Below are 19,941 nucleotides of genomic sequence, written 5' to 3' on the forward strand. Positions count from 1 at the left end.
CCAAAATCGTGGAGGCTAGAGATGAGCGTGCGTTCATCCAGTTTGAGGGTGACTTTCCTGCACCCGTTCAGCCTAGCCGATTTTCCGGACGAACTACCGGCCGGGCACTACGAAGTCCTGATTCAGGAAGAAGTTCTCCGCGGTCGAGGTTTCGAAACGTATCAGAGGACGGCGACCCATATGACCGTTCCTGGCAGAGGGGACCGGGCGGGTTGCATGGAACTGCACACGATATCAGAGCGCGACCTGAATGAGGCGCTGAGCCGGGATCAAGGTCCGACTGAGATGAAAAACCACAGCGAAGCGGCGCTTTCTCCGCAGGAGGACTTGAAATGAATACTCCCGAATGGCTCAAACCCGGCATCTATGGTGCTGTGATCGGTGCTGTCTTTGTCGGCGTCGTCGGATTTTCATGGGGTGGCTGGGTGACCGGCGGCACCTCGAATGACCGGGCGGTGGCGATGTCTCGTAACGATGTCGTCGCCTCAATGGTACCGGTCTGCCTCGACATGGCGCGGTCAGACCCGGCGCGGGCGGACAAGCTTGCAACGATCCGGGCAGCTTCAACCTACCAGAAGCGCGACGCTCTCATGACCGCCGGCTGGGCGACGATGCCAGGAACCGATGCCCCAGACCGAGACATTGCGCAAGCCTGCCTGAAGGAACTGGACCTCTGAGGTCATGCCGTTCAGAGCCGACGATGTGATGGCGCAAAACGGGTCGCACCGTCAAACGCGCGAGCCACGCATCGCCCCGACTGCCAAAACCGAGATAGGAGCTTGCGATGCCTTCTGATGACAATGGACCGGAAGATCGCGGACCTTGGAAAAACAAGCAGACCCGCGTTCCCCTTGAGGTTGACGCAATTCTCACGCGGGGCCGGGATCGGCTGCACGGCATCCTGCCTGACGGTCTGCCACCGGTGAAGCGTCTTGCAATTGGGGCCGCCATTGCGCTTGCGGCGCTTGGGGCGTGGACTTCCTACTACACGGTGCCGAGCGACTCCGTCGCGATTGTTCAACGGTTCGGGAAATACGCGGCCGAGGTCCCTCCGGGGCTGCACTTCAAGATCCCTTTCGGGATCGACGTGACCACGTTGGTCCCGGTCAAGCGCCAGCTGAAACAAGAGTTCGGGTTCACGACTCCGGGCGCCACCGACCCCTATCAGAGCCCGACGGACGGTCGCCGCGAGACCGAGATGGTGACTGGCGATCTCAACGCCGCACTCGTGGAGTGGGTAGTGCAGTACCGGATTTCCGAACCCCGGAAGTTCTTGTTTGAAGTGCGCGAGCCGAGTGCGACCCTGCGTTACGTCTCGGAGTCCGTCATGCGTGAAGTCGTGGGAGACCGCACAGTCGACGAGGTGATCACCGTCGGGCGCCAGGAAATCGAAAGCGAAGCCCTCCTGAAGATGCAGGCGCTCGCGACCAAATACGCGATGGGCATCAGCATCGACCAGGTGCAGCTGAAGAACATCAATCCGCCCCAGCCGGTTCAAGCCTCGTTCAACGAGGTCAACCAGGCACAACAAGAGAAGGAGCGGATCATCAACGAGGCCCGCCGCGAATACAACCGCGTCATCCCTCTGGCCGAAGGCGAAAAGGACCAGCGCATCCGCGAAGCCGATGGGTATCGCCTAAGGCGGATCAACGAAGCCGAGGGCGATGCGGCCCGATTCACGGCCCTCCTGACGGAATACCGTCTGGCGCCCGAAGTGACCCGGCGCCGGATCTACATCGAAACCCTTCAGGATGTTCTGCCGGGAATTGGTTCCAAGATCATTGTCGACGGGTCCACGGCAAGCATCCTCCCGCTTTTGAACCTTGATCGACAGACAGGAGAGCAACGATGAAGACCCTTTCGCTTATTGCCTCGGGGGTCGCGGTTGCCGGGGTCGTCGCTGCGTCATCCGCCGTCTACACGGTCGGCGAGGTCGAACAGGCCATCATCACCCAGTTCGGCAAGCCGGTCGGCGCGCCGATCACCGAGGCTGGTCTCAAGTTGAAACTCCCCTTCGTTCAGCAGGTCAACCGGATCGACAGCCGGGTTCTGGAGTGGGATGGCTCGCCATCGGATATGCCCACCAAGGACAAGCTCTATATCTCAGTCGATCTCTTCGCGCGCTGGAAGATCACCGATCCTTTGCAGTACTTTTTGCGATTGCGCGATGAGCGTAGCGCCCAGTCGCGCCTCGATGATATCCTCGGCAGCGAGACGCGGAACGCCGTCGCAAAGCACGAACTCATCGAGATCGTGCGCAGGACCAGGGGCCGAACGCCGCTTCGGGACACGCTTCTGACGGATCAGGAGCTTGCGCAGGACATTGGCGCATTGGTTCCCATCACGAAGGGGCGGGCGCTGGTCGAGCAGCAGATCTTCGAGGCGGCGGCTGAGAAGGTGCGCGTTTTCGGGATCGAGCTTCTCGATATCCGCTTCAAACGCATCAACTACAACGAAAGTGTGCGACCCAAGATCTATGAACGCATGATCTCGGAGCGGCGACAGATCGCCGAACGCTTCCTGTCCGAAGGCAACGGTGAAGCGGCCCGTATTCAAGGCAACAGGGTGCGGGATCTGAACAAGATCCAGTCCGAAGCCTATCGCGCCGTCGAGGAAATCCGCGGTGCCGCAGATGCCGCCGCAGCAGCAATCTATGCGGGTGCTTACAATGTCGATGCCGTTTCGGTCGAATTCTACGATTTCACCCGAACCATGCAGGCCTACGGCGATATGATCTCGGACGACACGACGCTTGTCCTGACGACGGACAGCGATCTGTTCCAGTTCCTGCGCGGCATGCAGGGCGAGGCAGACCCACTCCGCGATCCGGGCAGCGTCCCAGGCGACGGTGGCGTGGCGTCAATCGGCAGGCCCCGACCAGCGCAAGACCCCGCGACGCCGATCGTGACACGCTCAGATGTCGGCGTTGGCCGATAGTTTCGTGGCCAAAGGCAGCAATCATGAATAGAGGGTATCAAGCGGGAGCGGCAGCGGGAGACAAGACGCTGCCCCCAAAGGAAGACGATGGCGCGGGGCGCGGCGAAAGACTGTTTGCCCTGGGTCTGTTCCACTTCATCGAGCGTCTGTTGCTGGTTGTCATCGTGGCCATGACGCTGCTCGCCGTTGCCTTCGAAATCGTGGCAATATATCGCCTTGGCACCATCCTGCTGGCCGATATTCTGCTGATGTTTCTCTATCTTGAAGTGATCGGAATGGTTGCGGTGTATTATGCCAAGCGCAATTCCGTGTTTGTGTATCCAATTTTTATTGCGATCACTGCGGTCGGACGGCTGGTCGTCCTGCAGGGCAAGGAAATGGCGCCGGAAAACATACTGATCGAGGCGGCCGCCATTCTCCTCCTCTCGTTGTCTGCACTCGTAATCATCTGGGCGATTGGCAAGCAGGCAGCATGATGACGCTCAGGCAAGATCTCGCGCAGGTTTTTGGGCTTCTATTTTGACAATGAATCAGTCTTCAACGAAGGCTGACAGCCATAATCATGGCGGAAGCACGTCAATCACACTCGGACTGCCGAGGTCGGTTTCTTTACGCTTCTGGGCAAGACACACCCACTTAATTTCTGTGCCCCTAACCTGGGTCAGCGCACGATTTACGCTTGGCTGGTAGGTAGATGGCAAGAGTTGTATCGCGATGAGGTGAGGGCCTGCCTGCACACGCTCGAGCACACGACATCCAGCGTCACACCACGCAGCGTGAAGGATGACAAGCCATGACATCAGTGAAAAATCGTACCAGGACGGCCGCAGAGACGACCGATCTTGAACGGCGCGTGCTGGCCCATGAACGGATCCTGCAGGCCCTGATCGCTTACATGGCCCGTACCGAGCCGCGTTTTGTCGACCACCTGCGGGAGCGGTTTGTGGAACCGATGAAACGGACCCGGCACGAACACGACCACCGCGAAACGGACGACTACGCGGCAGAATTGATTCGCGCCGTGATGCTCCTCGGAGAAGCGCGCGTGCCCAAGGCGAAGGAGCCCGAAATGACCAACAAGCAACCCGTGCCACCGAAAAGCAAAGGTGGACAGGATTCTTCCATGAACAGGCCACCGCAGCGCGGTGGAGTTCAGGTGCAAGAAAGAAACGGCATCTGGGAGGTGAAGGTCGATGGCAAGTTCCGCGGCGACTACCACCAGAAGGAACATGCTCTTGCCGCTTCGGCCTTGCACAAGTTGTCGCCCCGATGACCGTTAGTACTCATCCGACAGTTCCGCCGGACTTCGCGATCCAGGTGGCCGAGAACGAAGGCATGCCATCGAGATCGAATTCCAGGGGCTCCCCGCCGCCGCCCGCGCCCACGCGACGGCTGACTGGAACGCTCACGCTTGCGCTATCGAAGACTCGCGCGGCAAACGGCGGACTCTGGTCCGCCAAGGAGCAAGCGGCGATGAGGCATCCCCTCGCGAGGCTGATCGCGAAGACGGCAGTCATAGCCGGTGTGATAGCGTCTTTCGCCTTCCCCGTTCTCGCGCAGGATGGCACGGGCCCAATGCCTGAGAACGCCCAGCCGCGCAGCTATGGCGGCGGATGGGTCTGCGATCTTGGTTACCGGGTGGCGGGCACCGAATGCCTTGCGCTCGACATCCCAGAGCATGCCTATCCAACCGGGCGCTCCTACGGGACAGGGTGGGAGTGCGACCGTGGCTATGAAGAGGTAAACGGGATATCCTGCAATTTCATCCCGGTGCCCGCCAATGCCTTCCTCCGGTCTTCCGGCTACGATTGGCAATGCGAACGCGGGTTCCGGCAGGAGGACGAGGCAAGCGTGCCGATCGTTCTTCCCGAGCGTGCCTACCTGACAGAAGATAACTCGGGGACGGGATGGACCTGTGATCGTGGCTATGAGGCTGTTGCAGGGACATGTTTGCCGATTGCCATGCCAGCGAACACATATTTGACCAACGCAAACTATGGCGCCGCCTGGGTTTGCGAGCGAGGCTTCGTCAAGATCGACGACCGATGCGACGCCGTTGTCGTGCCATCGCATGCCTATCTGGACGAGGCATCCTATGGACCGGGCTGGAGCTGCGAGCGCGGATACGAGCCGCTGAATGGCGCCTGCGTCGCCTTCGATCTGCCGGAAAACGCCTATCTCGACCGATTCGGCAACCGGTGGAGCTGCAATCGAGGCTTCCGGCTCTCGGACGGGATGTGCGTCCTTGCACGGTGATGCGGATGTTTCTCGTCGTGGCGGGTCCGGCATGCGCGTCAGCATCGGGTGCCGTCTGCGCTACAGCTTCCCGCAGCCGACACCGTTAATCGCGATGCTGAACGTCCACTACTCGCGCTTTGGCGATCTGGAGCGTGCAGATTACCTCGTGACGTCGCCGAGCGTACCGCTCGAAAGCTACCGCGACGGCTTCGGCAACTGGTGTACGCGCCTCATGGCTCCGGCGGGCGACTTCTGCCTGTCGACGGATGGCATCTTCCGCGACACGGGCCAGCCTGATCCCTCCATGCCCGGCGCGCGGCAGCACGCGGTTCAGGATCTGCCATTCGAGACCCTCGTCTTTCTGCAGGGCAGCCGGTATTGCGACACCGACCGTCTTTCAGACGAGGCGTGGCGTCTTTTCGAGACCACGGACCCCGGATGGCCCCGCGTTCAGGCAATCTGCGATTACGTGCATGGGCATGTCCGCTTCAACTACATGCAGGCGAAGGCGACGCGCACCGCGTCGCAGACCCTCGCCGAGGGGCAGGGTGTCTGCCGCGACTTTGCCCATCTCGCCATCGCCCTGTGCCGATGCATGAACATTCCGGCCCGCTACTGCACTGGATATCTGAGCGACATCGGGGAGCCTCTCCCTTATCCACCCGGCGACTTTGCCGCGTGGATGGAGGTGTTTCTCGCTGGTGAATGGCACATGTTCGACCCGCGGAACAACAAGCCGAGGTTTGCGAGAATCCTGATCGCGCGTGGTCGCGATGCTGCCGATGTCCCTTTGACCCAGACATTCGGCCAGAACACTTTGATGGAATTCAAGGTCTGGACGGATGAATTGGCCTGACCGACCTTGGGTTCTTTTTCGATGCGCCATCGTAAACCGGGTCGCCAATCCCCATATAGTATGTACTGGCGCCAAGCATCCCGGTCCGTCATGGACGAGGAGTTGGCACCGGCCAATCAAAGGATCGATGATATATGTCCTTCAAGGACCTGACAGCCAGGGCTGCGGCCGCAATGAAGCCGAAGTCCGCGGAGACCACGAAGACCCCAGCCAAGGAGAACGAGGCGAAGGACGCCGGCAAGGATGCGCTAGCGAAATCCAAGACATCTTGAGGCGAAAAAAGGCCACGCCCCCCGCAGTTCGGAATCGGGGCGCGGACCACCCGCAGCACCAAGGGAAAGGATCACGCCAATGGAAGAACTGACGAGCAAGACCGTTGCGGTTTTTTCCCGCCCGTTCACCGTTCCGGGCTTCAACGAGACGCTTCCGGCGGGAGAGTACGAGATCGAAACGGAATTGGTTTCACCCCCGGATCAACAGGATCCCGCAGCTTGGAAAGCCTCCGTCATGGTGAAACTTCATCCCCGGACATCGCATCCGGGGCTTGCACGGTCTCTGACCGTTTCCCTTGCCTATCTGGACGATGCCCGCGCCAGGGACAAGCTGACAGGCACAGCGTTGACCGACTTCTTCCTTGAGGAAATGCTGGCTGATCCGATGGTGCGCCTCGTAATGGAGGCCGACGGGGTCTCTGCAGCACATATGCGGCATCTCTATTCGGGGCAACGAACGCCCCAGTCTGACAGGGATATCCTGGACCGAAACCCGGCGCGTCTAGGTGCACGTGACATTGCGTCAATCCATGCTGCTGAAAACGAGGGCATGCCTCCACGACCGACAGGGACGTCGGCTATGCGCACGGAAGTCAGCGCGGATTCGATATGATCGCGAACAAACCTCGGTCGACGTAGCATTTCCGGACATCGCCAGCGGAAGGGCCTGTGGCGACGTACCTCGAAACCGTCCTTGTCTGAGATGCGATGCTGTTTTCTGGAGTGAAGGCTTTGGAGAACGGATCTGTCGGCGCTGCAAGGGGTTGAACGCCTGGCGGAACGCCGTGCCAGTCATCCTGGGTGCATCTCGCCGCCGCTAATCTCTATCGGTGCCGGCGCCGTCTTCCCAGTACCGTACCGGACCCGTCAATTCGGTCTGTCTAGACATCGCTCGCGTCACGCCGACCGATGTCTTATGGGGCGTAGCGGGCTTGGAACTTCCCCGCCGTCACAGGAAACGCAGACTGCTCTATCACAAGGACGCCTCTATCATTCGCCTGCGCCCAAGAAACACAATCAAGAAAAGCCGAAGGTCTCTGCCACAGTCAACTCCGTCGCAGGAACGCCTGCGCTGGTGATTGGTGGGAAATAGGTAAAGTAGGCAGCCGTTCAGGCCGCGATTCCTGAAGAGCAGATTTGAGCGAAATATAGTTCAACAGCCTATTGTAGAGTTCCGTCGGGATAGCCACTTTTGATACATTGGCACTCAGGTGTGGCGAGTGCCAATGCGTCCCTACGCATGCCACCCCTACCCGGAAATCCCTAAAAGGAGCATTTCCATGATGTTTACACCCCTACATGACCGTGTCTTGGTCCGCCGTATTGAAGGCGACGAAAAGACCTCGGGCGGCCTGATCATCCCTGACAATGCAAAAGAAAAACCGCAGGAAGGCGAAGTCGTATCCGTCGGTGCCGGTGCAAAAGACGACGCAGGCGCACGTATCGCAATGGACGTCAAAGCTGGCGACAAAATTCTGTTCGGCAAATGGTCGGGCACTGAAATCAAGATCGACGGCGAAGAACTGATGATCATGAAGGAGAGCGACATTCTCGGCATCATGGCCTGAACGACGCGTCATCTTTCACAAATTTTTCAATAAGGAATAACGACATGTCTGCAAAAGACGTCAAATTCGGCACGGACTCCCGTGACCGCATGCTCAAGGGCATCAATACTCTCGCCAACGCCGTAAAGGTCACGCTTGGTCCCAAGGGTCGTAACGTGGTCCTCGACAAATCCTATGGCGCACCGCGCATCACCAAGGACGGCGTAACGGTCGCCAAGGAAATCGAACTGTCCGACCATTTTGAAAATATGGGCGCACAGCTCGTTAAAGATGTCGCGTCGCGCACAAATGATGAGGCTGGCGACGGTACAACAACTGCAACAGTTCTGGCGCAGGCCATTGTCAAAGAAGGCATGAAATCAGTCGCAGCGGGCATGAACCCGATGGACCTCAAACGCGGTATCGACAAGGCCGTCACTGCTGTTGTCGCTGAAGTCAAAAAGATGTCACGCCCTGTCGGCGATACCGCAGAAATCGCCAAAGTCGGCACAATCTCTGCCAATGGCGAGGCTGCAATTGGCCAGCAGATCGCAGACGCGATGGCCAAAGTCGGCAACGAAGGTGTCATCACCGTCGAAGAGAACAAAGGGCTGGATACCGAGACCGAAGTGGTCGAAGGCATGCAGTTCGATCGTGGCTATCTCAGCCCGTATTTCATCACAGACACCGCCAAGATGACGGCGACCCTGGAAGACTGCGTCATCCTGCTGCACGAGAAGAAACTGACGTCTCTGGCCCCTATGGTGCCCTTGCTTGAGGCTGTCATGCAGGCGAACAAGCAGCTTTTGGTGATGGCCGAGGACATTGACGGCGAAGCGCTCGCAACCCTTGTGGTGAACAAACTGCGCGGTGGCCTGAAAGTGGCCGGTGTCAAAGCGCCTGGTTTTGGGGACCGCCGCAAAGCGATTCTGGAAGATCTTGCCGTCCTGACGGGCGGACAAGTGATTTCCGAAGAACTGGGCATCAAGCTTGAAAACGTCACGATGGACATGCTCGGCGATGCGAAAAAGATCACAATCACCAAGGACACGACAACTGTGATCGACGGCGCAGGCGACAAAGAAGCTATCGCTTCGCGTGTCACTCAAATCCGTGCACAGATCGAAGAGACCACCTCTGACTACGACAAGGAAAAACTGAAGGAGCGGCTGGCCAAACTGGCGGGCGGTGTTGCGGTGATCAAAGTTGGTGGCGCGACCGAGATCGAAGTGAAAGAGCGCAAGGATCGGGTTGATGACGCCTTGAATGCAACACGTGCGGCTGTCCAGGAAGGCGTCGTGCCAGGCGGCGGCGTCGCACTTGTCCATGCAGGCAAGGTTCTGGAAGGGCTCAAAGGCGACAATGCGGATCAGGATGCGGGTATCAAGATCATCCGCAAAGCCCTCCAGGCGCCGTTGCGCCAGATCGCTGAAAACGCCGGTGTCGATGGCTCGGTCGTTGCTGGAAAAGTACTTGAGAACACCAGCAAGACGTTCGGCTATGATGCGCAACTGGACCACTACGGCGACATGTTGAAAGCCGGTGTCATTGATCCGACCAAGGTCGTTCGGATCGCGCTTGAATATGCGGCATCGGTTGCAGGCCTGCTCGTTACCACCGAAGCGATGGTGGCTGACAAACCTGTCAAGTCCGGCGGCCATAGTATGTCCGACATGGAAAGCATGGGTGGTATGGGCGGCATGATGTAGAAACGAATTTCTGCTCGCGGCATTGGCACCACTCTTTATGAGCTGCGAGCAGCATATTTCTGAAAACGGCTCGCACCAGCGACCCGGCTTTTTGGGTCGCTCTGCCCCCTGAGCAGGTCATGTCTGAAGGCTCCTCTTTCTAACATCAAGTCGCTCCAAGCTGATCTGTGTAAGCGTCGAAAACTGGAATGTAAGCTAGCTAGAAAATGCCCGCTGAAAATTCAGCAGGAAGTGTGTTTTCGAGTTTCAAAGCGGCGCGCAAGTGGCAGTTCCCCAAAAAGAGTTCCTTCTTTCGCGCGCCGCTCTTTCTCGAAGTACCTAGGAAAGGACACCACAATGAAACTCAACACCAATACCATCTCGGAGAAGATGAAGTCCGTCAAAGCCAGCTGTGGAGGCGCACCCTTCGGTGAAAAAAGAACGCAGGCCTGGAGACATTACAACGCTGCTGAGGCCGCGCACAAAGCGAATGACGACATTAAGACGAAATACGAACTCGACGCTGCCAGGAAAGCCCTTGCGTAATAAATAACGGCCGCCTGAAAAAGCGGGCCAGTTTGCGCAAATGCAGAATGCAATACGCCGGGACTTGAACCGCAATCCATGATGGATTGCCTTACCTTGATTGGAAAAAACGTGAAAAATGTAACTCTCGTAGCTGCCCTCATGACATCCGTCGCATTCTCCGCCAACGCAATGTCTGCCGAAATTGATACTGACGGCGACGGCAAGGCATCCCTCGCTGAACTTCAGGTTTCATATCCTGAACTCACCGAGGAAGTGTTCGGCGACATCGACACAAATGGTGATGGGCTTGTCGACGACGAGGAAATGGCTATCGCCGTCGAGCTTGGCAACCTCGCGGATCCTGAAATCGACTCCTGAAACCAAAGGTTGGAGTACGCGCTATGCAGAATCGTGAAGCTTTCAGATGGACCTTCACAGCGTCAGGGCTTTGGCTCATCTTGTCGCCATTCATGCTTCTCGGCGGCCAATCGGCTCTAAGCAATGCCCTCGTTGGCGATGCAGGACTACTCATTCTCTCGGGGCTTTTGGCTTTGACCGTAGCGGGTTACGGCCACAACAAGCACTACCTGGTCCAGACCTACCTGGGAGTTTCCTACGGTTTGATTTTGGTAGCGGCGCCTTGGCTGTTCGGATTCACCGAACCTGTGACCGCCTGGAATGCCGGCGTCGTCGGAACGGCTTTGGTACTGGCGGGCCTTTATGTGTTGTTACAGAAAATGTCGAAACACCACGCATAGTGAAAACGCTGTGTGGGGCGGCAAACGCCCCACACTTCTTATCGTTGTCCTTGCCAATATGAACCGCCCCAAGTTTACCGAAGATTGCTATTGGCCATTGACCGCGAGTCAAACGCTTCGCGACTTATAGAGGAATGGACAGCCTGTCTCACTGGACCAAGGTCGTAACCACTGGAGGTGTGCAACTCGTTTGCACTCCAAAGTGAAGGTCTGGAAAGCGCGCGAAAGCAGCCTCTTGCGCAGCCGCAGCGAATTCACACTTCGTCCGCGAACTGTGAGTTAGCCAGACGCCAAATCTTGCACATGCAGCGAATGACCGGAATGCGGGCTGCGACCGCAGCATCCTTACCGGCCAGCGAACGGCAGGAAAGGGCCGATCCTGTTAGGGCAGTACGATCCTCAAAGTGAATATGCTGCACCGTATCCGAGCTTTGCCCGTTACGCCGTCATCCGCATGTGAAATCCGTCTTCGTAACGGCTCGCGTACCCCGGCTAGCGCTTAAATACTTGTGCGTTTTCGGACGACTTTTGTTGGGCTCGGTATGTATCTCTAATGCAGTGGCTAGCGCAGCTTGATACGCGCCCCTGGACACGCGCGTCGTGCTGTAAAGAGTTGTGGTGTCTTCAGCGAGGCCGGCCGCAGCGACAATTCTTCGTGCCGGGTCGGAAGACAGCTCTTTTGGATCAATTGCAAGCAGGTCAAGGATGCGTTCCAAAGCGTCCGTCCTCCATTGGCGTTGCATATCTTCCACTGGAAATAGGACGATTGACTTGTGCCATAGTTCGAGCCGATCAATCGTTTCAAGTTCCCAAACAACACCTGGTGAGTCCCCGAGTACGATTACAATCACGCCAGCAGTGGGCATGAGATCCTCTACGCTCGTCTTCCAGTCGCCATCTGGATTCAGGTGCATCCGAAGAGTTCCGTCCTGCCTTTCGGGCAGATTTGGAGCGCCGATAGCAAGCACCGACCCTTGGCTGGCAAACCGACCGACAATAATCTCTTCGATGGCATGCGCGCCTGTGTCGAGATCGAAAAAACGAGGCCCCATGCCTCGCTTCAGCGCGTTGAATTCAGTTCGATCAAAGCGGAACGGGCGCAGATAAAGTGCGGCAAGCGGGTTTTTGATGGACTGGGCGACGCTTGGCGTCGCCGCAAGGCGCGCCTGCCGCAAAACCAAACGGCCAATCGTGATCAATGCGAATGCCAGAAACGCCTTGGCGATTGCTGACGCCGCTTGAAGTTCCAAAATCGATCCGCCGAGCACGACGCGGTTTTCGGAGACGGAGATAGTCGCCATCGCCCCCAGGGGTATCCCGTACAGGACGAAGGTTCCCCAGCCCAAAAGAAATGCCGCAGATACTACGAGGATGCCACTCAGCCAGCGCCAAGAGGTGTTCCCACCGTTCAAAGGACCGACGCATAACAATGCAAGGGTTTTCACCCTGGACCGCCCGAGACCCGAAGCTTCGAGCCATGACCGGACCTGCGCGTCGCGCAATCCAAGAACCCCGTAAACAGCATATGCCAAACCTACGAGGTAGATTGTCAGCCCACCCAAAAAAACTGCCAGAAAGCGCAGTGGCCAGTAGTCGCTATCCCCAATCAGGCCAAAGGAGGATGGAGAGAAGAAGAAGGGTGCGAAAATGAACCAGACCACAAGAAAGAGGCCGAAGAGTATACGCACCATGCCCAATCGCGACGCGGTCTTAACGACCGCATCGACGCCCTGGCCCATCAAGACTGCAGCAGCACCAAGTGCCACAACGAGTGTCCAATTGACGCCGCCATACTGTCGCCCCGTCAGTGCACCAAGCCGTGTCAGTGCTGTCACATCGTTTGCAAGAGCCTCGTAGAGCCAGAGCGCACTGGCGCCCACGAACTGGCCAATGAGCCCCATAAAGACCAAATAGAGATGCACCCGAAGTGCGCGTATTCCCATATTGGCACGGCCAAAGCGCCGCGCTGCTTCGTCTATGCACCATTCCATGCGGAAACCTCGATCAAAGTCATCAGCCTGGCTTACGTCGACAAGGCGCTATTGTTTCGGATCGGCTTGAAACCCTTGCATGAGAGTGTGCGCAGCGTTGATCGTGTTCACGGCTTTCAGGCAACTTGGCTGTACGATTCAAGGAAAAATGTCGCACTTTCGATTGGCGTGATTATGCGGAGAAATCGCAGTTAAGCAAACTACAGCTGTCAACGATTTGTCGTGTGATCCTTTCACGTCGTTTCAGGAATTATTGGCTGCGCAAATGCTTTGAGGTTTCTGACGGGCAGCGCGATACTTCGGGGTCGTTTCGTGCAATTTAAGTTCACTTGCGCTAACCTTACGCTTCGGCAGCGAATGTCTTGTGTGGATGTATATGGACCCCGCCTTAATGCAACGGTCTGGTTTCGAGGTCGCGATTGCTGATGTATGCGGTATTTAGCCCCTCTCCATTTACCGAGCTCGGAAGCCGTTGTCGGTCAGGATCATGCGTTCCAGATCAAGGCCAGACTTCATCGCGCCCTGCGCCACCGCCGCTTTCAGGGAATCTAGATGCTGCGGATTGGCCTGCATCTCCTGAACCGCAGAATCTATCAGGGCCGCTTGGATGAGGTAGGCCTCTGCGAACTGTTGTTTTTCGGCCTCTGATGCACTGGTCAGCGACCGGCTCGATAGAAGGGCGTTTTCAGCTTGTCGACGGACAGCCTGATAGCGCGTACGGGACGGTGTGTCGCCCGATCCTTGACTGGCCTGATAGGCGCTGATCCACCAGACCGTGTAAGCATCCGCCACATTGTTGGCATCCAGACCCATTGACGCCATCGCGCCGGCAATCATCCCCATGACATCCGAGGTCGCGAACAGGGTTTGCAGACGCGCGGCACCTGCCGGATCGGTTTCTCTGATCCGCTCGACAAAACTATTGAAGTTATCAGTCCGGCGCCCGGAGTTGGCCGTGAACTTCAGGACGGACTTGTCGAGGCCCGGCAAAGCCTGGCCGTCCGAACTCAAGACATTCCCCTGTGCGCCCTCGGCATTGCGTCTGTCCAGCAATTCCCTGTTCAGATTCGACATTGCGAAGTTTGGCGCAACCTGGATGACTGGCATGGAGAAATCCTGAGCGGGCACAGTTTGCGCCGAAAGGCCTATGATGGCCGCCGCGGCGATCAGGTGGATCGGGTGTCTTCTCATCGTGTAGATCTCCATTTCAGATGGTTTCCAAGATCGGAGCACCCCATGAGAGGCAGACTAGGGCGCTTGAAACGTGCTGAAGGTGTCATCGTAGGACGAGTGATAGATCGCCCCAGGCGGCACGTGATCAGCATGCAGCGGCTTGTCATCAAATGCGCCGACCTTGACCAACGTGTTGCCTTCCTTCCAGACCAGTTGCAATCCATGCTCGTCCTCCCAGTCGCAGTGCGCTTCCAGAAGCACGTAAACAACGGGCGCGCTGCCACCGCCTGTCCCGGCCGCCACCGGCCGGGTCTTGATCGTGATCGACAGCGGGCGGACATGTCGCCAGATATCTTCCGGTTGCGCGGGGGTGGCCATTCTCTCGTCAATCCGCGCAGCATCCGCATGGGTATGCATGTCGCGGTAATAGGCATGGATGTGCGGTGTGACTGCCAAGCGGTCAGCCTGGCCCAGCTTCATGAACCTGTGCAAAGCGTCAGCGGCGGGCGGTGCCACAGTGTCACTCAAAAGCTCTACAGAAGCGCCATCGAATAGCGGCAGACTGATCTTCTCCGACATCCGCGTACTGACGCAGGAACTTTGTGCGCAGGTCAATAAAGAGCGCTGACCTAAGGGTTAAACGGCGTAAGTTCGCCCAACTACACCGCCGATTTCGTTAGTGACTTTCTTCCGGACAGCTTTGACCGATGATGCCATCACGTCACATTCTCGTTCGATCAAGCAGGGAGTTCTACCCGTGCCAAACAGATCCAGAACAAAAGCGTGGTTTCAGCGTGCAGCCCATTGGCAAACGCAGGCCATCCTGGTCAGCGTTGCGGCTGAGGCCGCCGTTTCGGACCCTGTTTATTTGTCACAGATCAAGATGGTCGGGAGGCAAGGCGCCGCCGCTTCCGGCACGGATCTTGCGGCGTTCGATCTGGCGGAGGCAGGCTTTGTTCTCCGGCGCTGATGGTCCAGGTCCACCTTTGGGGCCGAAAAGGCAGTACAGTCTGCGCCGGCCTGCCGGACGACACCGCCATGGTACGTAAAGTTGTAATCGGCACTATGTTTCTTATCGCCGCGTTGGTGCTGGCACTCGCTGTTGTCGTTTTCGAGCCTTTCAAGCGCGTGCCGGAGCTTGGCCGCGGGCTGCCTTCGCGAGATCATGCTGCGACTGAAGAGCTTCGGTCCCGGGTTCGTGCGTTGTTTCCGACACCGATCCCGGCTACCGACATCATCACCGAGCTAGAAGCGCAGGGCTTTGCAATCGATAGCGACCATAACGTGGCATCATTCTGGAAGAACGGTTTTCCCTGCCGTACCATCTGGCGCATATTTTGGGAAATGGACGACGATGGCACAGTGAGCTCGATCGACGCTCTTTACGGCGGCGTCTGTCTGTAGATCTGCACTGACAAGGCGGCGAATTGTGACTGGGCTATGGGCTGTGAGATCGGATTGAAGGACTCGCGATGAAAGATCTTTTGGCAAGAGTTGGGGCTGAGCAGGACAAGGCTTGCGAACCTCTTCAGGGTGCTGCCGCGCCGGATCAAATCGAAGCACTGCGGTTGGAGGCCGAGACCCGATTGTCGGCGCGGCTGCCTGATGAATTTCTGACTTACCTGTCTCTTTCAAACGGCACGGACTTCAACGGTTTGATCCTCTATGGAGCAAACAAGTCACCCGACGCACCCGGTCCGGCGGGTTTCTGGCAGGGCCTGGTTGCAGCCAATCTGGCATGGCGTGAGGGAGGGGATCACAAAGATTACGTCATCCTCGGTGAAACAGGCATGGACCTCCTGACCGTGGATTTGCTCGGGGAGAATGCCGTCGGCCGAGACCGCGTCTCGGGAGAGGTCACGGAACGGTTCCTTTCCGCCGGTGCGATGATCGAGACCTATCTGACATCCCACCTTGGATAGCTGCAGCGCGACTTCATCTACTCATCGGGCAGGTCTTCAAGATCGAAATGCAGGGATGGGACGTCGATGACCGGCTCGAATCCGAACTCGGAAACCAGTTCAAACCCCTCCGCCCGCAGCGTCTCGAGATCAACTAGTGCTGCGACGACCGCAGGTTCCGATGTCTGCGTATCGGTGACCTCAACGAAGATACGGCCAAGATGCGCGGACCCGTCAACAGCTTGCGCGTCGCCGGCCCTGAACGTGAAACCGTCGGCACCTCGATCCGGTCTGGTCTCTGCCAACCAGGCCAGGAGCGGTTGCTTCAGGGCCACACGGATGTGGTTTTCCTTCATCGCGGGGGGCACTGAGATTGACGTTGGTCTGGCCGTCATCCGACCGTTCTCAATGGCCAACCGATACTCGATGGTCGGACCATACTTTCTCACCGGGGACCCATCGTGCCGTTGCCCCACGTAAGGCCCGGGATGCAGCACGGGCCTTTCCTGCGGCGGTACGTGACCCGCTGCCAATGGCAGGGCGCGGAGCACAATCGCTACGTCATCGGTGATCAACGCCCAGCCGGGATTGTCCGTCGGCGCCTGCGTCAGTTTCTTCATGCACGTCCGGGCGAGTGTTTCAAATCCCGCGATATCGCCCTCGATCTGCGCTGCATCGAGCAGCAGCGTCGCGTCGAGATCCAGACTTTCACCGACAGGCCGTTCCTGCGTTCGCGGGTTCGTTCCCCATCGCAGGGCGATCTCCGGAACGGCAATCGGGGCCAGCCCACAGCGGTCGAATGTCTTGAGGATATGATCGGCGATCTCGCGCTGCACATCGCGCGCCCAGAGAGATGTAACCAGTTCGCGCAGGCACCGCGATGCATCGCATCGTTTGATGAGAAGGGGGGCCAGCGGTACCGGATCATCGGCACGGATGAAGCTGACCCGGGTGTGATCGCCGCGCCCCTCGATGGCATGGATCGCAAGGCCGGGTTCGTCCGTCCGGTCTGCCAAGTGGGTCGCCTCAACCCGCGTCAGGACTCTCCCGGTCAGCGCGCTGTCCGTTGCAACCAGAATACCACCTGTGATCAACACAGCCGACAGAATAAGAAGTGAGATATATCTGTTCGGGGTCACTCGAAGGAACTCCACTACAATCCCGCTAGGTGATCGTACAACCCAGACGGGGCGCCGCCTACCCCTCGGATCGTGATGGCGACGTAATGCAGGCAGCGCCTATGGGTCCAATTAAGGCAATTTGATAAGATAGTGTTTCTGGCTCATCGAAACTGAAACGGAGCGAAGGTGAGATAGAAACGCGGACCATCGAAAGCGGCGGTTGACAAGGTAGTGAAGGACGTTACCGCAATGGTTGCGCTCATTAGTTTTAACCGCCTTGTTGATGGTCATGGTTTCGGACAATGCTGAGTGCGACTCTAATGCTCGCGAGTTCTGGATACGCACTACCGTCTCAATGAGTGTGTGGTTTAAACAGATCAGAAATCTGGCCAAGGAGAATTTAGACTACTTACAATTTGCAAAACGCATTGCTGAGCCAAACTTAGATGACACTGCTGCTTTGGCACTTGATTGAAGCAATCGCTAAGATTGTTTGCAGGTTCATTGATCGCGGGGCCATGAAGGCAAATCTTCAAACGCTGCGTAGTACACACCGCGCCACCGTATGAGGCACTGGACCAAGCAAAATTTTTATAAGAACTGTACCTCTGGGTACTCTTCTCACCAAAGTCCTGCACCAAATTCAAACTGTGAGAAGGGCGTATCCGAAACAAAAACAAGGCGACCCCTTCTCCCGACTCAGCGCACACTCTTAGGACAACAAATCATTTCTGGTCGCAGTCGAATGCGCTTGGGGCGTTTAATGGGCTGTAGTTCTAAGCGAGCAAGTCGGACCAGTCGGAGTGCTTGCGAAATTGAGATGCCGCAAACGGGCAAAGGGGTGCGATTTTCTTTCCTTGTTCTCGCATATCGGCGACAATCCGCCTTATCAAGGCTTCGCCGAAGCCACGGCGTCGCATGGTTTGCGGCATGGTTGTGTGGTCTATGATAATCATGCGCTCGCCGGTTTTGACGAAAGTCATTTCGGCGTCGCCCTCATGGGTTCGAATGACATAGCGCCCACCAGTTTCACCGTCTTCGAGTTCGATCTTCATCAGTTTCTCCGATGTACCAGTTGGGTCGCAAGACATCACGACCTACATTCTTATTTCAATATGAGCCGGTGTGCCATTCGGCTTCCAATCCAACACGATCTGGAGGCGAAAATGCCAAAAAAAGATACCGCAATCGAGGCCGCTCGCCGCTCAGTTGACTCCAGCGATCCTTATGTCCGCGAACAGCAAACGTTTCCGGTACTGGATGACGATCAGGTTGCCCGCTTGAGAGGTTACGGAACTGTCGAAAACCTTGCTAAAGGCACCGTTCTATTCAGCCGTGGCGAACGCGGGGTGGATTTCTTTCTGATCCTGGATGGCTCCATCGAGATCACCGATAGTACACCCGACGGAGACGAAATTGTTATCACAACCCATGCGCGCCATCAATTCACGGGAGAACTGGATTTGTTCAACCAGCGCAAGATTCTTGTTGGCGGTCGTACCGGTGAGGACAGCCGTTTGGTGCGTCTGACCCGTGAGCAGTTTCGGCGGATGTCCAGCACCGAACAGGACATTGGTGAGTTGGTCATGCGAGCCTTCATCCTGCGTCGCACCGCGTTCATTGTCCATTCCGAGGCAGGCGTCACTTTGGTTGGGTATAAAAACGACCGAGATGTAGTCCGCATCAATCGGTTTCTGTCTCGCAATGGCTATCCACTCACCGTCCTGGAGCCAGGCACATCTGAAGGTGACCAGATCGTAAAGCAGCAGGGCGGCGATCTGCCCATAATCTGTACCCCGGACGGGCAGGCTTTCCACAACCCCGCCACCGCGGAACTTGCAGATCTCTTGGGGCTGACCGAAGAACTGATGGATGACCATATTTATGATCTGGCCGTTGTTGGGGCAGGGCCCGCAGGCCTGTCGGCTTGTGTATACGGTGCATCAGAGGCGCTGGACACTATCGTCATTGAGGCAGAAGCGCCGGGTGGGCAGGCTGGAACCAGCTCCAAGATCGAAAACTATCTTGGCTTTCCAACGGGTATTTCTGGTCAGGCTCTTGCAGGACGCGCCTGGATACAAGGGCAGAAATTCGGGGCGACTTTTGCCATCGCGCGCAGTGCGACCGGCATTGACGTAGATGGTGGTACCTTCAGGTTGACGCTGGAGGGTGGCAATACCGTTGTCTCTCGAACCGTGATCCTGGCATGTGGCGCGACCTACCGGAGGCTGGATTTGCCGAACTACGAGGAATTTGAAGGGCAGGGCATTCACTATGCTGCAACGGCGCTTGAAGCGCCGTTTTGTTCTGGAACCGAGGTTGCCGTCATCGGTGGTGGCAATTCCGCTGGGCAAGCGGCAGTGTTTTTAGCACGACACGCCAATCATGTGCATATACTGGTGCGCGGTGACGGCATTGCGGACAGTATGTCCAATTACCTGGTCAATCGGATCGACCAGTCTTCGCGCATCACGTTGCATACCCATACAGAGCTGTCCGCGCTTCAAGGTGATCGGATGCTGGAACAGCTCACGTTTAGGAACCGACAAACCGGTGATGAAGAAGTCAAGGATGTTTCCAACCTATTTGTCATGATTGGAGCCATTCCAAACACTGGATGGATGGGCGATTGCGTCGCATTGGATGACAAAGGCTTCGTGCTGACAGGGCATGATGCGAAGGCAGATAGCACCTCTCCGTTCGCGACTTCCATCTCCGGTATTTTTGCGGTTGGTGATATCCGTTCGGGTTCGGTAAAACGTGTCGCGTCAGGTGTCGGTGAGGGGTCCGTTTGCATTAGCCATGTGCATGAGTATCTCTCAGCCAGAGAAGAAGATGCGGATTGATCCGCCTTGATCACCTCCTAACTCTGTTCTTTAGATGCAGCGATTAAATCCTGCCGAGCGAGACCGTGAAATGGCCCAAGCGCCG

Annotated in this window: 25 protein-coding genes; 19 read left to right on the top strand and 6 right to left on the bottom strand. The window is 57.2% G+C overall.

All coding sequences use genetic code 11. The features are described from left to right. The first annotated feature begins 21 nt into the window (after nt 1-21). The 6 genes from Q1A63_RS12810 (at nt 22) to Q1A63_RS12835 (ending at nt 4,210) form a co-directional block, all read left to right on the top strand. Entirely contained in the window at nt 22-336 is a 315-nt protein-coding gene (locus tag Q1A63_RS12810) for a hypothetical protein (protein WP_298976161.1), read from the top strand. Beyond that, nucleotides 333-677, top strand: a complete 345-nt coding sequence (locus Q1A63_RS12815) for a hypothetical protein (protein ID WP_298976163.1) — start codon at nt 333-335, stop codon at nt 675-677. The genes Q1A63_RS12810 and Q1A63_RS12815 overlap by 4 nt, the downstream gene beginning before the upstream one ends. A 107-nt stretch (nt 678-784) precedes the next feature. Beyond that, complete coding sequence (hflK, locus tag Q1A63_RS12820; protein WP_299506255.1) at nt 785-1,852, top strand: FtsH protease activity modulator HflK; 1,068 nt, start codon at nt 785-787, stop codon at nt 1,850-1,852. Then, entirely contained in the window at nt 1,849-2,937 is a 1,089-nt protein-coding gene (hflC, locus tag Q1A63_RS12825; protein ID WP_298976165.1) for a protease modulator HflC, read from the top strand. The genes hflK and hflC overlap by 4 nt, the downstream gene beginning before the upstream one ends. Nucleotides 2,938-2,960: 23 nt before the next feature. Continuing rightward, nucleotides 2,961-3,413: a phosphate-starvation-inducible PsiE family protein gene (locus tag Q1A63_RS12830; RefSeq protein WP_298976166.1), complete on the top strand. Its 453-nt coding sequence runs from the start codon at nt 2,961-2,963 to the stop codon at nt 3,411-3,413. Between the two features lie 317 nt (nt 3,414-3,730). Then, entirely contained in the window at nt 3,731-4,210 is a 480-nt protein-coding gene (locus Q1A63_RS12835; RefSeq protein ID WP_299631859.1) for a hypothetical protein, read from the top strand. 10 nt (nt 4,211-4,220) lie between these two features. Here Q1A63_RS12835 and Q1A63_RS12840 read toward each other — a convergent pair whose 3' ends face one another. Then, nucleotides 4,221-4,346: a hypothetical protein gene (locus Q1A63_RS12840; RefSeq protein WP_298976169.1), complete on the bottom strand. Its 126-nt coding sequence runs from the start codon at nt 4,344-4,346 to the stop codon at nt 4,221-4,223. Nucleotides 4,347-4,410: 64 nt separating this feature from the next. On the opposite strand from Q1A63_RS12840, the gene Q1A63_RS12845 reads away from it, so the two are divergent. From Q1A63_RS12845 to Q1A63_RS12885, 9 genes are all read left to right on the top strand, one after another. After that, the gene (locus Q1A63_RS12845; protein WP_298976170.1) at nt 4,411-5,193 is read left to right on the top strand and encodes a hypothetical protein; all 783 of its coding nucleotides are present in this window, start codon (nt 4,411-4,413) and stop codon (nt 5,191-5,193) included. Between the two features lie 31 nt (nt 5,194-5,224). Continuing rightward, complete coding sequence (locus tag Q1A63_RS12850; protein ID WP_298976172.1) at nt 5,225-6,031, top strand: transglutaminase family protein; 807 nt, start codon at nt 5,225-5,227, stop codon at nt 6,029-6,031. A gap of 134 nt (nt 6,032-6,165) precedes the next feature. Beyond that, nucleotides 6,166-6,303 (top strand): hypothetical protein, encoded by a 138-nt coding sequence (locus Q1A63_RS12855; RefSeq protein ID WP_299506264.1) that lies wholly within the window; start codon nt 6,166-6,168, stop codon nt 6,301-6,303. A gap of 79 nt (nt 6,304-6,382) precedes the next feature. Beyond that, on the top strand, nt 6,383-6,916 hold the full coding sequence (locus Q1A63_RS12860) for a hypothetical protein (protein WP_298976174.1): 534 nt from the start codon (nt 6,383-6,385) through the stop codon (nt 6,914-6,916). A gap of 667 nt (nt 6,917-7,583) precedes the next feature. Further along, nucleotides 7,584-7,871: a co-chaperone GroES gene (locus tag Q1A63_RS12865; RefSeq protein WP_298976177.1), complete on the top strand. Its 288-nt coding sequence runs from the start codon at nt 7,584-7,586 to the stop codon at nt 7,869-7,871. A 44-nt stretch (nt 7,872-7,915) separates the two neighbouring features. Then, on the top strand, nt 7,916-9,559 hold the full coding sequence (groL, locus tag Q1A63_RS12870) for a chaperonin GroEL (RefSeq protein WP_298976179.1): 1,644 nt from the start codon (nt 7,916-7,918) through the stop codon (nt 9,557-9,559). Nucleotides 9,560-9,895: 336 nt separating this feature from the next. Next, the gene (locus Q1A63_RS12875) at nt 9,896-10,084 is read left to right on the top strand and encodes a hypothetical protein (RefSeq protein ID WP_263845038.1); all 189 of its coding nucleotides are present in this window, start codon (nt 9,896-9,898) and stop codon (nt 10,082-10,084) included. A gap of 78 nt (nt 10,085-10,162) precedes the next feature. Then, entirely contained in the window at nt 10,163-10,444 is a 282-nt protein-coding gene (locus Q1A63_RS12880; protein WP_298976180.1) for an EF-hand domain-containing protein, read from the top strand. A 23-nt stretch (nt 10,445-10,467) separates the two neighbouring features. Then, entirely contained in the window at nt 10,468-10,824 is a 357-nt protein-coding gene (locus Q1A63_RS12885; protein ID WP_298976182.1) for an SPW repeat protein, read from the top strand. A 446-nt stretch (nt 10,825-11,270) separates the two neighbouring features. On the opposite strand, the gene Q1A63_RS12890 is transcribed toward Q1A63_RS12885, so the two are convergent. The 3 genes from Q1A63_RS12890 to Q1A63_RS12900 all read right to left on the bottom strand — a co-directional run bounded on the left by Q1A63_RS12890 (nt 11,271) and on the right by Q1A63_RS12900 (nt 14,567). Further along, on the bottom strand, nt 11,271-12,815 hold the full coding sequence (locus tag Q1A63_RS12890; protein WP_299631865.1) for a hypothetical protein: 1,545 nt from the start codon (nt 12,813-12,815) through the stop codon (nt 11,271-11,273). A gap of 453 nt (nt 12,816-13,268) precedes the next feature. After that, nucleotides 13,269-14,006: a DUF6683 family protein gene (locus Q1A63_RS12895; protein WP_299631867.1), complete on the bottom strand. Its 738-nt coding sequence runs from the start codon at nt 14,004-14,006 to the stop codon at nt 13,269-13,271. Between the two features lie 57 nt (nt 14,007-14,063). Continuing rightward, entirely contained in the window at nt 14,064-14,567 is a 504-nt protein-coding gene (locus tag Q1A63_RS12900) for a hypothetical protein (RefSeq protein ID WP_299631869.1), read from the bottom strand. Between the two features lie 178 nt (nt 14,568-14,745). Between Q1A63_RS12900 and Q1A63_RS12905 the strand changes: the two genes are divergently transcribed. The 3 genes from Q1A63_RS12905 (at nt 14,746) to Q1A63_RS12915 (ending at nt 15,910) form a co-directional block, all read left to right on the top strand. After that, a complete protein-coding gene (locus Q1A63_RS12905; protein WP_299631871.1) occupies nt 14,746-14,958 on the top strand; it encodes a hypothetical protein in 213 nt (70 codons plus the stop codon). Further along, on the top strand, nt 14,958-15,392 hold the full coding sequence (locus Q1A63_RS12910) for a hypothetical protein (protein ID WP_299631873.1): 435 nt from the start codon (nt 14,958-14,960) through the stop codon (nt 15,390-15,392). The genes Q1A63_RS12905 and Q1A63_RS12910 overlap by 1 nt, the downstream gene beginning before the upstream one ends. Before the next feature lie 68 nt (nt 15,393-15,460). Beyond that, on the top strand, nt 15,461-15,910 hold the full coding sequence (locus Q1A63_RS12915; RefSeq protein WP_299631875.1) for a YrhA family protein: 450 nt from the start codon (nt 15,461-15,463) through the stop codon (nt 15,908-15,910). A 17-nt stretch (nt 15,911-15,927) separates the two neighbouring features. Here the strand turns inward: Q1A63_RS12915 and Q1A63_RS12920 are convergent, their stop codons facing one another. Both Q1A63_RS12920 and Q1A63_RS12925 read right to left on the bottom strand, forming a co-directional pair. Then, complete coding sequence (locus Q1A63_RS12920) at nt 15,928-17,028, bottom strand: hypothetical protein (protein ID WP_299631877.1); 1,101 nt, start codon at nt 17,026-17,028, stop codon at nt 15,928-15,930. A gap of 758 nt (nt 17,029-17,786) precedes the next feature. Then, entirely contained in the window at nt 17,787-18,065 is a 279-nt protein-coding gene (locus tag Q1A63_RS12925; protein ID WP_299631879.1) for a GNAT family N-acetyltransferase, read from the bottom strand. A gap of 111 nt (nt 18,066-18,176) precedes the next feature. Between Q1A63_RS12925 and Q1A63_RS12930 the strand changes: the two genes are divergently transcribed. After that, complete coding sequence (locus Q1A63_RS12930; protein ID WP_299631881.1) at nt 18,177-19,856, top strand: FAD-dependent oxidoreductase; 1,680 nt, start codon at nt 18,177-18,179, stop codon at nt 19,854-19,856. The last annotated feature ends 85 nt before the right edge of the window (nt 19,857-19,941 follow it).

It is taken from the genome of uncultured Roseobacter sp. (assembly GCF_947499265.1).
Classification (GTDB): domain Bacteria; phylum Pseudomonadota; class Alphaproteobacteria; order Rhodobacterales; family Rhodobacteraceae; genus Roseobacter.